The following is a 12608-nucleotide window of genomic DNA, read 5'->3' on the forward strand; positions in this document are numbered from 1 at the left end:
GTTATTTATTTTCTTTAAAAGAGACCGGATCAGATACCTTGGAATACCTCTTTTTCATTAGATTCATCATCCACACATTGATGTCCCATTGGTCCGCCAAAGGGTCGCCGGTCAGAGGATGTAGCACCATATAGGGTGGCGCTCCAAATTCCGGGGTTACGGTAAAGAATTTTTGATTTTTGTTTGATTCGATCACTTGATCCCACCAATTCAAATGATGGTTTAAAGCAGGTTCCCAAACTGAAACCCTTGGGTCAGGAACCTGAGGGCCTTCACTATAGCCCACCCTGGCATGGAGATGTGCTGCGGCACGGATCGCTTGCTCCACCGCATCTTTTTGATCTTTCAAAAAAGACTCCGCCGTCACACACCAATGGGAAAAATCCAAGGTGATTTTAAGGTCAGGAAGCTGTGCAAGGTATGCTTTGGTGATATGTGCTGCAAAACTCCATTTACCCCGATGGGTTTCATGGACAATCGGAATCCCGGTTTCCTTTTCAATACCTTTTGCCAAATCGAACAGCGCTCGATTTTGATCAAAGGAATAATAATCCTTTCCTGTTTGGGAATTGATAAAGAGGGGTTGGGTTTTTGCCAGATTGCAAAGCCTGAGTTCAAAATTGCGGCGGTGCAAATCAAAATCCCTGTCCACGGTTTCCCAATGTTGGGCAATGAGTTTTAGTCCAAATGAATCTATCAATTCAGCTTTTGCATCCCTTTCCTTTTCCTCCAAAGGAAAGCTCATTTCCACCCCGTCATATCCTGCATCTTTTACCTGATGCAGAAATTGCTCAAAAGGCATGGATTCCGAACCCCAAAGAGGGCAAAAGAACAGCAGCTTCATATAAGAAAGGGGTTGAAAAATTTTATCATATGTACTTTTTGATTAACTGGGTCTCAATTTCCTCAAGGGACTTTCCTTTGGTTTCAGGGATATTCTTTTTTACAAAAAGAAAATAGACAAAGCAGATTCCGGCATGGATGGCAAAAGTGCCAAAGAGCCCAAATTCTGCCTTTAAAACCGGAAATGATGCCGTGGTAAAGAAGTTTGCAATCCAAAGGCACAAGGTGGCCAATGCCATGGAATTGCTCCGGATGCGATTGGGGAAAATTTCTGAAAGGATCACCCAGGTCACCGGACCAAGGGTAGCGGCATAGATGCCAATAAATCCCAATACAAAAACCAATATCAATAGGCCTGATGCTTCAGCGTAAAAGCAGCATGCCAAAGCCAAAGCATCGAAACACAACAAGATCGAACCGTAGAGCAACAGTTTTCTTCTTCCGATTTTATCTATAAAATAGATGGCAAAAAAAGTAAATACAAAATTGACCAATCCGATGATCACTGATTGGAGAAAAGCGGCCTCAGTCGCGACACCTGCCTGTTGAAAAATCACCGGGGCATAGGAAAAGATCGAATTTTGTCCTCCTGCCTGAGAGAAGATGGCCACCATCGCTCCTATAAAGACAATGTGCCTGACGTCCATTTTGAATAGGTCCTTGAGGCTTTCTTTGACTTCGGTCAAAAAGCTGTTTTGGATATTTTGGGTCTCTGATTCGCCGTATTCATTCCCCCCGATTTTTGAAAGCACTTGTTTTGCCGCAGACCTGTTTCCCTTCTTGACCAACCACCTTGGACTTTCGGGGATGAAAAAAAGTCCAACAAAAAACAGCATGGCCGGCACGGTCTGAGAGGAAAACATCCAGCGCCAATTGTTGATTCCGGTATTGAGCAAAAGGTAGTTGGATAAGTAAGCCAACAATAATCCGGAGACGATGGCCAATTGATAAAAAGAAACCAAGCGGCCTCTCATCGGTGCGGGTGCCACTTCTGCGATATACATCGGACAGACCAATGCCGCTATCCCAACTGCAACGCCACTTGCCAGCCTTGCCAGGATAAACCAAGTGAAATCCCCCGCCCAACCTGTTGCCACGCCGGTGACGGCAAACAGAAAGGCACAAAATAAGAGTACTTTTTTCCTGCCAATGGCTGCACTGAGTTTTCCTGCTACCAAAGCACCAATGGCCGCGCCCAGATTGATGCAACCCACTGCCCATCCGGTGGAAGCTTCGTTCAGCCCAAAGTATTCCGTAAAAAAAGGCACCGTACCTGAAATGATGACCAGGTCAAAACCAAATAGGATTCCGCCCAAAGCCACTACAGCACTGATGAGGTAGACAAATTTCCGGTTGTAATTGATATCAATATCTGCGGTTATTTCATTGGAATGGGTGAGGATGATTGCCATTTATTGATTTTGGTTTCTGGAAATCCTAGTCTAAAAAGTTTATTTTCAGACATTTCCATTTGGGTTTAATGTAATTGGTATTGCAATTGATGAAAATAATGCTAGGATGACTTCACATTTTTCTCCCAACCTGTTTCTTTCAATGCAGGATCATTTTCCTTCCTTAAAAAGTCAGCTTCTGAAAGTGAATCTGCGTCCCAGGCCAAAATGGCTTCATCGGGTACAATATCTACAGGAGTCTTCCAGGATGTTGACGTTTCGTTATAGGCCAGGTTGGATTGGGAACTGTAACAGGAAATAATGGACCAACGTGGGTGCTCTGAGAGGTTGGCTTCTGATCTGTGAAGCAGGTTGCTGTGAAAGAATAAAGCATCTCCCGGTTGGATTTCACAATACACCAACTCCATGGTCTTGAGCGAGTTTTCTACCATCACCAGGTCTGCACCGACTTGTTCACCGGAAAATCCATGGTTGACCCTCCCAATTTTGTGGGAGCCTTTGATGACTTGTAGGCATCCGTTTTCCTTGTTTGCTTCTGTCAATGCCACCATCACACTCATCATCTGGTCAGGAAACATAAACTGGTTTTTGTACCAATAACCATAATCCTGATGCCATTCCCATGCACCTCCTACTTTAGGTTCTTTCTGCATCAGTTTGGAGTGAAAATGACAAACAGGAGCATCGCTGTCGAGCAGTTGGGCAACCGAATGCACCATTTTTTTACTCCGGGTCAAGTACCCGAAGACATCATTGCCAGGTTTAAACCACAATGACAGCTTGCTTTTCTTGCCAGAAAGGTCGTTCACCTCTAGCGCATTTTTTCGCATGGCATCGTCCTGAATCGCAGATTGGTACATTTTGTTCACTTCATCTTTGGAGCAAAATCCTTTAATCAGGACATAGCCATCTCGATTGAAATCAGATACTTGAGCCGGAGTTAGGTTTGAATAGGTCATTGTTATCGAATTTAATGGTGAAAATTACTGCGCATATCGTTGGAAGACTACATTGTTTTTGATTTAAAATGGTACTATTTATTCAATATTTCCATAATTTTAATAGGACCTTATCAGAATTCTTGGGAATTGAATGCAGTTCAGGAAAATCTACCGCTTGAATCTGCAGCATCATTTTGTAAATAAATCTATTGGAAATCAATTCATTCCAACATCAAAGCTCTTCCACCAGAAATAAGTGATCATGGCGGGCCTGCCCGACAAAATGTGGGTGACTTCCGACTTCGGACTTCCAACCCTTTTGAAGATGAATATTGGGTTACTGGCAAAGAATCGGATAACCATATTTATTTTTTTGATGGTATGACTTTTTGTGAGAGTTCACCTGTATTTTTATGCTTTAGGATAAATTTCATATCTCCATTGGGTAGTTTTTCCTCCTTGATCAGAAAGTGGGCATCGTCGTATGATACTTCTGATTTGTGGGTTTTGGTCTGTTCTTCTCCTCTCCAATCTTGGATTAGTACAGGTTCCCAAAGTCTAGTCACAGCTGATTTATAAGCTGCATCTAAGATCGCATTGACGATGTATCCATCATAAAAAGTTTCCAATGGTTCGCGGTTTTCTTCTATGGCAGAAAACATATCCGTAAACATATTCGGATACCCTAATTCGTGTGCCTCATCGCCTACTGGAAACAACCAACCTTTGTTTACCTCAGCCTTTTCAGCCACATAATCATCCCCTACACCAGTGGTAAAAGTTTCAAATCCCGTCCGGAGAAAATTATTGATCCAAATGGTACCTTCAGTCCCCATGACTTCATCCCTCAAATCCATCCCACCCCTAAAGCACCAGCTTACCTCAAATTGACTGATGGCTCCATTGGCATATTTAACCAACCCTATGGCGTGGTCTTCAGCCTCAATAGGATGTACCTGTGTATCTGCCCAACACATCACTTCTATGGGTCTTACATTTTTTCCGATGTAATTTCTTCCGATTTCGATACAATGACAGGCAAGATCGATCATTGCCCCTCCTCCCGATTTTTCCTTGTCCCAAAACCAATCACTGTGTGGCCCGGGGTGGGCTTCTCGGGATTTTGTCCAGAGCACTCTGCCTAATCCACCTGAATTAACCGTTTGAAGTGATTTCAAAAACTTCGGCGTATAACATAAGTCTTCCAAGTATCCAGCAAATATCCCTGCATCCTCCACCATTTGGAGCATTCTCTTAGCTTCAGCCGCTGTTCTTCCCAGCGGCTTTGTGCATAAAACATGTTTTTTGGCTGAAGCACAAGCTTGTACAGCTTCTTCATGTAAATGGTTGGGCAACGATATGATTACCACCTCAATATCTGGATTGGAAATGGCCTCCTCCATGTTGTCGGTATAATGCTGAATACCAAAATCCGTAGCAAATCTCGCTGCATTATCTTTGTTTCTCGAATACACCATTGTGACACGGTCTATCCTCCTTTGCGCGTGAAGAGAGGTAGCATAAAAACGGGCTATAAAGCCTGATCCTAACATTAAAATATTCATAGTCTTGCGTTTTTTTTTGTGAATCACCAGCCAAAAGTTTTTTTGACGAATTTCCTGCTTAGCTTCCAACTTTCTTTAAGGGGAATAGTGGGACTAAAATCATTTGGAAAAGCCAGTTCAATGGCAGCTTGACCCTCAAATCCCTGCGCTCGTAAAGCATTGGCAATGCCTTCAAAGTCAGTATTTCCTTGTCCCAAGTATTCTGTCCACTCACCATGGTCATATTGATCACGAAGATGTACATATACTATCTGTTTTCCGTAGGTTTTGATAAATGTTACTGGATCGACGCCACCTCTGATCAGCCAATTGATGTCAGGTCCCAATTTAAGGTCAGGGATTCTAGCCAAGGTGCCTTTCAGATCATGTAAGTCATTTTCGATTTCATAAGTATGGTTGTGGAGATTTGCCACTATCCCATGATCTTCACAGATGCTCATCAGGACTTTCAGCGTTTTTGCCTGTGCATCCAACTCAGCTTCCGATTTTTTTTGATCGGCTTTTCCTACTGATACTCCGAAGGTTTTGCCTCCAACTTCAGCCAATCGGGGAATAACTAAGGCCAAATCATCTGCGATTTTTTGGTGTTGGCCAGCATCCCACAGGTTCATCCCCACACCATATGAAGACCCCGATACAGCAATATTGTATTTGTTTTTATAGTCTTTGAGCTTTGACACAGCATCTTCATGCCTTAGGATAGACTCCATCAATTCAACTCCATCCAAGCCAGCATAACTCATATCAGCGAATACAGTCTCCAAATCAGGGTAAGCATCCCAGTTTGGCGGAAACTTGCTTGCGTACACCCAAAGGTGACCGTAAATTGGGATTTTTGGTTTCAAATCCATACTGCTCGCTGAGTTTACCATCTGAGGCAAAAAAATCAATCCTGCTGATGTAAGTGCAGACTTGTGTAGAAAGGATCTTCGGGATTGGGAGGGTGATTTTTTCATTCGGTTCTTGGGCTATTGTAGGTATTAAAGCAATCAATAAGCAACTAAATATGATCCTTTCATCCAGTTAGGTATCGCAATCCACTATCGCAACCTAAAATTTATATTTCAAAAAAGCTTTTCAACCTTTTGGAGAATTTGAATTCACCTTTTCCACCATAGCAAATTTTAAGGTTATGAGATTTATTTAGAAGGAGATTCATCACTTTAGACCATGAATGTAAACCTTAATTTATAAAATTAGCTAACCTGATTTGTCATGACTACATTATTTCTGTTTCAAAATGGTACTATTTATTCAATATATCTTTAATTTTGGCAAGATCCTTATCAAAATACATATCCATTGAAAGCAGTACTGGAGCATTTACCGCCTGAGCCGGAGGAATCCTTTGTCGTCAAGTCCTTCGAATACCAGTTTTTCCCCACGCCTTGGCATTTTCATCCCGAGTATGAAATTGTCTTGGTGCAGGAGAGCACAGGGAAGCGATTTATTGGCGATTCAGTTGCAGATTTTGATGAAGGTGACCTGGCATTTATTGGACCGAATCTTCCCCATTTGTATCGAAATGATGAATTCTACTACGAGGAAGAAAAATCAGGTGTAAAAGAAGCGAGGTCCATAGTCATCCATTTTCTTGAAAAATCCCTTGGAGAAAATTTTCTTGACCTTCCAGAGGCAAAAAACATCAAAAACCTGTTTGTCAAATCCCAACTTGGCTTGGACATCCATGGGGAAACCAAGACTGAATGTATCAACATACTTTATGAAATGCTTTCCCTAAAAGGGATGCCACGATGGATCAAGCTATTGGAAATCCTCAATCTGCTATCCGAATCTGCTGACCTCACACCCATTTCCCAGTCCCACATGATCGGCAAGAACGAAGCTGAGTCAGACCGGATGAACAAAATCTTTGAATTTGTCATGAACAATTTCAAAAATGAAATCAGCATCAATGAAGTCGCAGATTTCGTCAATTTGTCTCCCAATTCTTTTTCAAGGTATTTCAGCCAGAGGACAAGAAAGTCATTTGTCAATTTTGTCAATGAAGTGAGGCTGAACCATGCCACCAAACTGCTTCAGGAGAACAACAAGAGTGTTTCCGAAATCTGTTTTGAAAGCGGGTTCAACAACCTTTCCAATTTCAACCGTCAGTTCAAAAACAAATACCAGATCAATCCTTTGGCTTATACCAGGCAGTTTCATAAGTGAAAAAAATGGTTATCCGCTTCTTCCTTTAAACTTCAACACCTTGATATAACTTTACGCCTTACCGAAGTACACAGAAAAAAATATTTCAACTTATATGAACAAGGAATGGTATTAGTGAAAAAGCCACTTCTTTAAGAAAACCCTACTCCACTTCTGTCACCTTTCCCCCCACCTCAAAAACATCCACTATCCCCAGTTTTTTGGAAAGGAAATAAGCCATAAAGTTGAATGGGATGATGTTATGAAGGATAGAAAAATTTTCTGACGCGGCAGGCTCTTCTATTGTAAGTACTATTGCTCCTGCATTTTGAATGGTTTGATTGAGTTTGAGGGCTCTTTCATAAGCCTGCCCTTTTGCAAGGATCTGAATCACCACACTTCCCTTGGCGGTTTCTTTTGGACCGTGGTCGTATTGGGCCATAGAAAGGCCATGGAAATTCTTTTTGGTGATTTCACTCAGAATCAAAGCGGCGTTCATGGCCGCCCCTATATTGGGCCCGCTTCCCAAGATATAAATGCCATGGATGTGGTTTTGATTCCACTGATCAAATAACAGATCAGCCATCTCCTCTCCTTTTTTGATGTATGCATCAAAATTTTTTATCATTAGCTCAACCGAACCTGAGGCGTCTAATCCAAAACCCTTAAACAAGGCCAACAACGTATTGACAAAGGTTTTGGAAGAGGAGTACAGTTCCTCACCAGCCCGCAATTCAATGGTTTCCGATGAAAAAGGGGATGTGGAAAGCGGACTTTGGGGATCATTGGTGATGCTGATGTATTTTTCAAATAGAGCCGAACACCAAAGCGACTCAGTACTTTTACCTGACTGGGAAATGATCACGGCATTGGGAAGCTTCTTTTCTTTTTTCAAGTAATAGTAATACTCAGAAGCCATCTCAGGGTGAATGTCAATGCCCATATATTTGAAAGCCATTGGGGCATAGTAAGATGAGCCCATCCCTAAATAGGGAACACCCAAAGGCAATTTGTAATCCGGAGCTTTATGCCAAAAATCCTCTGCTCTTTGAGGAATACCCATCAATTCCTGGAGAATATTTTCCATCGTATGTCTTATTGATTTTTATAAATATAAGGATTATCGAAGGGGATAACTTCTTTTTCTTTCTCAACCGAAAGGAATAAAGAACCTAAAATGGCCAGACTGATCCCGATGGTCTCTATGATGGACAACCTTTCTCCTAAAAGCAAGATGGCCAAGGCAATCGTAAAGACAGGTTGTAAGGCGCCGGCAATGGTAGTTACTTTTGAAGCCTTTCCTTGAGAACTATACGCCACAAAACTTGACAGTACGCCCAATCCATTCAACATGCCCACCAAAGAGCCCACCATCAAGGTTTGGCTGCTGAAATCAAAATGGACATAACCGAAAGCGATAAATCCCAGCGATATCAAAATCGAAGAACCGATAAAACTGAGGTAAGACCACTCCGCGGAGATGTAATTGGTGGCCACCTTCTGGGCTGCACTGAACAACCCCCAAAAAAGCAGCGCAATCAAAGCAAATATCAACCAGGTATTCAAACCCAGATTGGAAAAGAAAAGGGATGGGTCATCGAAAATTTCAGCCTGTCCCGACAACATGATGATGGCCGGAACCACGATTAAAATCCCGATTCCATTCATCCAATGCATCTTTTCTTTGAACACCAACAAAGCGATCACGATCGTCACCAAAGGATAAAGGTTGGTGACAGGAATTACGACCGCAGCCAATCCCCCACTTCCAAAAGATTGGTAAACGGCAACATTCCCGATGACGGCCAGGATGCCCGCTACAAGGCCCCATATAATCCCATTTAAATTGAAAGTACTTTTCTTGCACTTTTTGATAATAAAAGGCACTGTAAACAACATCCCAATGGTAAATAAAATATGGTTGGTGAAGGGACTGATGTCTGCTGAAACGAACTTTGCCAATATGCCCCATACTCCCCAACAGAATGCTGCCAGTATAGAGAAAAGCAACCATCGGGGTACGTTTGATAAAAACATGTTTTTCATTTTTATTTAATTAATTTTTGAATAGTGCGGCTGCTCCAATGACCCCTGCTTTTTCTCCCAAATCGGAGCAGCTGATCTGGACCTTATAATTTTTAAATGGCGCCAAATCCTTGATCTGACTTATTTGTGGGAGGTATGGATGGAGGCTTTTGGACATGCCGCCACCCAATACAATCATTTCAGGAGCATAAATATTGATGAAATTAGATATCCCAATTTTGAGATTTTGGATGAGTTCTTCGATGATTTGTCTTGCAGGTACATTGCCTGATTGTGCTGCTTCAAACAGGGATTTGAGTTCGTTATGGTATTGGGGATTTTGGGTAAACCAGTTCAGACTATCTGCTTTTGCCATCAATCCTGAGGCTGAGACCAGTGATTCAAGGCATCCTGTTTTACTACAATAGCATTTCTCCCCATTTTCCTTAATCGTCATATGTCCTGCCATATGGGCAAATGGCAATTCATCATACAACTTGCCACGATTCACAAAACCAATTCCCAAGCCTGTACCCAATGTCAATCCCATAACCCTTTCAAAACCTACCCCTTTTCCTGCCAAGGCCTCCCCCAATACAACCAATCTTGCATCATTGTCCACTTTGCAGGTCAAGCCTGTCAACTTTTGGATGATAACTGCCAAAGGATAATCTTCCATAAACTGTTGAAAACCGTAGGTTGTATCCACCAGCCCATTTTCAAAAACAAATCCCGAAACTCCGATTCCGATGCCCACCACATCTGCATGGAATACATTTTTCGCCTTTTCCCTTAGGGTACCGATTCCTTGGCTAAGGTTGCTGATAAAACTGTTGGCATCTACTTTTTCAGTGCTAGTTAGAAAGATTTCCAAGACCCTGACTTGATCCAGGTGCACCAAACCAATTTTGGTCATTGTCCCTCCGATATCTATTCCTATGGCTAGTTTGGTCATGGGTGCTTTAGTCTAATGTTTATCTATTGTTTAAGGACAATCATCAAATATTTGTTTCAGTAAATTGTCCGATGACCGATGACGGATGTTTGCCAACATTTGAGCATTTGGACATGATTTTTATTTTCATTTATTGAATTTGATTCGAAAGGTCTTGATCTGATTTTGGCCAATTTTTTCTTGCAAAACACCACTCCCAACTGTTGCCGGACTGATATCTGTTTCCACATGGGTGGTATGGAATGCTGAGCTTATGGACTTATGGAAAGAAACTTTTGTGGTTTGATCCTGATTTCCAAGATTCCAGAATCTGGTTACAAATCCATTTTCATTTCCATCTTCGGAAGGTTTGAGGCTCCAAAGCAAAATATTGGGGTTTTCAATGTTCAAAAACGAGTAGGTATGTTCTGGTAATTCTCCCTTTTCATTGGAAACCGGACCGGAAACCAATGGGTTTTGGTGTTCCAATGCAAAGCGCATGGAGGATGCAGCCTCATAAACCGGCTGTGTTCCCAATGCAAATCTTTGGATAAAAAGGGAATCCCCATCTTGGTCCAAAATCCCTAAGCCTTTTCCATCTACCTGTCCTCCCGCCAAAATGGAGAGTTGTGGGGTTTTTGAATCGAGATTATCCAACTCACTATTTCCCAATTTCATAAAGGAACAATCCGGATTGGACAAGGTCAGGCTAATATCCCCTGCTTCAATCGCTGCAAAATGATTTAATGTCAACCAATCAAACCTTCCGTTTTTATTTGCATAATGTCCACCTTCTGTATAGGGTTTGGCTTTGATGACCGCACCCAGTTCCTCGTGCCATACTTCCGACCCTTCCAGACTATGGGAAAAAGTCCAGGAATGGGTTTCTCCAAAATTCTCGGTAATCTGATTATGGATGTCAATTCTTGGGATATCTTTGAAAAGCGTAATTTTGGTGGTATGTGCCAAAGGCGATTTTCCTTTAGCCACAATTGTCAGAGAAACGGGTCCTGAATTTAGCACCTCTAATTCTTCCCCACTTTTATCACCCGAACCTAAGTCATTCATGAATTTCCCATTGATCTGTGAAGCCAACTCTTTATTACCATTCTTTTTATCAATCAAACTGGTGATGACTCCCTGGTTTGTAAGCTTCAGTTTGAAAAAATCATTTTCGATAAACTCTCCTTCAGCTTTTGCAGCTGCTGAAAATGGCCTTGATTTACCTTTCCTAATTTCGTAAACTTTATACCCTGCCGATGGGATTTCTTTTGCCAAAATCCGGATGGATTTAAATCCCTGTTCCTTAATAAATTGGAAAGGTACATCAAGATTTGAATCCAGATCAATCACTTTGACATCTGTGGGTCCGTTGTAAGGAAAATCGCAAAAATCTGTCCTTGTCCAACCCAAAGGATTGAAAGCATAGAAACGGGTTTTGTTGGATTTCCCTTTGATTTGCTTACCCAGTTCCTTTTGTGCCAGTTCATACAATTCATCTACATAATCAGTCAATTGCGCTTCTATTTTCCTTTGCCATATTGCCCTTTCGTCGCGTGATACAGGTCCATCAGCCGTCCAGTCATGCTCATAATACAAACCCAAAGCCATCCAAGCCTCCCTCTTTTTTTCTTCCAAATGGTCCAAGAAAGTCAGGTTACTTTGCAGTGCGATTGTAGCCATGGCTTCAGCTGCCCTCAATTTCTCAATGGACCGCTTGACTTGGGATGAAACCTCTGCCATGGAGGCACTATAGACGTCCCATTCATTTCCATAAGCCAAAGACTCTTTGGGCAGGTGGTGTCCATAGGCTGCTTTGAATGCCTTAAAAAAATCAGATTGGTTGGAAACGATCACCTGCTGGTCAGCAGTGGTTTTTTCCTGGGCAGTTTTGATAAAGGCATTCGTGGTGGTTTCCAAGTCATCCCAACCATATCCAAAAGCCCCTGCAATCCGGTAAGGATAATTCGGTGCCTCACACAATTCACTCAACTGGTCAACTGCCAATGCAGGATCCCGAGCTTCAGCATAGCCACCAAGTTGCTTGTTTCCTTCCTTGCCCGGTACGATGGAATACCATTTCATCAATACCTGCGAACTGTCCAATCCACTGTACCAATAGATTTCCTTATCCCTTTGACTCAATCCAGAAACTTTGGTCGCACAGTCACATACGCCCTTCCAACTGTACTTCACACCCGACCCTGCCCAAAGGGACCCTAAACCGAGGGGTAGGGTCTGATTTTCCATCGCCACAGCTTGATCCAGTTCCAATCCATATTTCCTTTCCAGTTCTCCGGCGTAATACATCCCCCTCAAAACCCCCTCCACGTTATTGGCGCCATAGCATGAAACCAAGGCATTGTAAGGCACACTGATATGACCGGATTTGATCTTGTCTATCAGTTTTTGAAAAGCTTCAGGGCTTTTGTTTTTTTCATATTCCCACAACCAAAAAGTCCCATCGGCATTAAATCTTCCCTGATACGGAGATGGCAGCGATAAGGTGCTGTCACTTTGTGCGATATAATAATCCAACATTTTCATAAACGCCTCCCTGTATTGCGCCTCGTTTCCCGTCCACATATAATCCGTATGGTCGTCATTGGAAATGTAGACTTGCTTAGGAGTGACCTGTCCAAATGTTTGGGTTATTCCAGCAGCTAACAAGGCAAATAAAACAATTGGTATACTTTTCATTAATTAATATTTAGTCTGGAAAGAAAAGAAACAAGGA

The 12608-nt window shown here is 42.2% G+C and carries 10 protein-coding genes; 1 reads left to right on the forward strand and 9 read right to left on the reverse strand.

Annotated features, from left to right (window positions below):
• Position 1 precedes the first annotated feature (1 nt).
• From H1A14_RS17860 to H1A14_RS17880, 5 genes are all read right to left on the reverse strand, one after another.
• Entirely contained in the window at positions 2-844 is an 843-nt protein-coding gene (locus H1A14_RS17860) for a sugar phosphate isomerase/epimerase family protein (RefSeq protein WP_194777653.1), read from the reverse strand.
• Positions 845-869: 25 nt separating this feature from the next.
• A complete protein-coding gene (locus H1A14_RS17865; RefSeq protein WP_194777654.1) occupies positions 870-2255 on the reverse strand; it encodes a sugar porter family MFS transporter in 1386 nt (461 codons plus the stop codon).
• 101 nt (positions 2256-2356) lie between these two features.
• Positions 2357-3214 (reverse strand): phytanoyl-CoA dioxygenase family protein, encoded by an 858-nt coding sequence (locus H1A14_RS17870; protein WP_194777655.1) that lies wholly within the window; start codon positions 3212-3214, stop codon positions 2357-2359.
• Between the two features lie 347 nt (positions 3215-3561).
• Complete coding sequence (locus tag H1A14_RS17875) at positions 3562-4761, reverse strand: Gfo/Idh/MocA family protein (protein ID WP_194777656.1); 1200 nt, start codon at positions 4759-4761, stop codon at positions 3562-3564.
• A gap of 23 nt (positions 4762-4784) precedes the next feature.
• Positions 4785-5717, reverse strand: a complete 933-nt coding sequence (locus H1A14_RS17880; RefSeq protein ID WP_194777657.1) for a sugar phosphate isomerase/epimerase family protein — start codon at positions 5715-5717, stop codon at positions 4785-4787.
• Positions 5718-6063: 346 nt separating this feature from the next.
• Here H1A14_RS17880 and H1A14_RS17885 point away from each other — a divergent pair, with 346 nt between their 5' ends.
• Positions 6064-6933 carry an AraC family transcriptional regulator gene (locus tag H1A14_RS17885; RefSeq protein ID WP_194777658.1) on the forward strand — a complete coding sequence of 290 codons (870 nt, stop codon included), beginning with the start codon at positions 6064-6066 and terminating at the stop codon, positions 6931-6933.
• A gap of 142 nt (positions 6934-7075) precedes the next feature.
• Here the strand turns inward: H1A14_RS17885 and H1A14_RS17890 are convergent, their stop codons facing one another.
• From H1A14_RS17890 to H1A14_RS17905, 4 genes are all read right to left on the reverse strand, one after another.
• The gene (locus H1A14_RS17890) at positions 7076-7999 is read right to left on the reverse strand and encodes an SIS domain-containing protein (RefSeq protein ID WP_194777659.1); all 924 of its coding nucleotides are present in this window, start codon (positions 7997-7999) and stop codon (positions 7076-7078) included.
• 8 nt (positions 8000-8007) lie between these two features.
• On the reverse strand, positions 8008-8949 hold the full coding sequence (locus tag H1A14_RS17895; RefSeq protein WP_194777660.1) for a DMT family transporter: 942 nt from the start codon (positions 8947-8949) through the stop codon (positions 8008-8010).
• 19 nt (positions 8950-8968) lie between these two features.
• Positions 8969-9892 (reverse strand): ROK family protein, encoded by a 924-nt coding sequence (locus tag H1A14_RS17900; RefSeq protein ID WP_194777661.1) that lies wholly within the window; start codon positions 9890-9892, stop codon positions 8969-8971.
• A 126-nt stretch (positions 9893-10018) separates the two neighbouring features.
• Positions 10019-12571 (reverse strand): glycosyl hydrolase-related protein, encoded by a 2553-nt coding sequence (locus H1A14_RS17905; RefSeq protein ID WP_194777662.1) that lies wholly within the window; start codon positions 12569-12571, stop codon positions 10019-10021.
• Between the last annotated feature and the right edge of the window lie 37 nt (positions 12572-12608).

This window comes from Pararhodonellum marinum (assembly GCF_015354735.1).
GTDB classification, from domain to species: Bacteria; Bacteroidota; Bacteroidia; order Cytophagales; family Cyclobacteriaceae; genus Pararhodonellum; species Pararhodonellum marinum.

Coding starts and splice junctions, on each gene's coding strand:
- H1A14_RS17860 (WP_194777653.1), bottom strand. CDS start 844: ATGAAGCTGCTGTTCTTTTGCCCTCTTTGGGGTTCGGAATCCATGCCT.
- H1A14_RS17865 (WP_194777654.1), bottom strand. CDS start 2,255: ATGGCAATCATCCTCACCCATTCCAATGAAATAACCGCAGATATTGAT.
- H1A14_RS17870 (WP_194777655.1), bottom strand. CDS start 3,214: ATGACCTATTCAAACCTAACTCCGGCTCAAGTATCTGATTTCAATCGA.
- H1A14_RS17875 (WP_194777656.1), bottom strand. CDS start 4,761: ATGAATATTTTAATGTTAGGATCAGGCTTTATAGCCCGTTTTTATGCT.
- H1A14_RS17880 (WP_194777657.1), bottom strand. CDS start 5,717: ATGAAAAAATCACCCTCCCAATCCCGAAGATCCTTTCTACACAAGTCT.
- H1A14_RS17890 (WP_194777659.1), bottom strand. CDS start 7,999: ATGGAAAATATTCTCCAGGAATTGATGGGTATTCCTCAAAGAGCAGAG.
- H1A14_RS17895 (WP_194777660.1), bottom strand. CDS start 8,949: ATGTTTTTATCAAACGTACCCCGATGGTTGCTTTTCTCTATACTGGCA.
- H1A14_RS17900 (WP_194777661.1), bottom strand. CDS start 9,892: ATGACCAAACTAGCCATAGGAATAGATATCGGAGGGACAATGACCAAA.
- H1A14_RS17905 (WP_194777662.1), bottom strand. CDS start 12,571: ATGAAAAGTATACCAATTGTTTTATTTGCCTTGTTAGCTGCTGGAATA.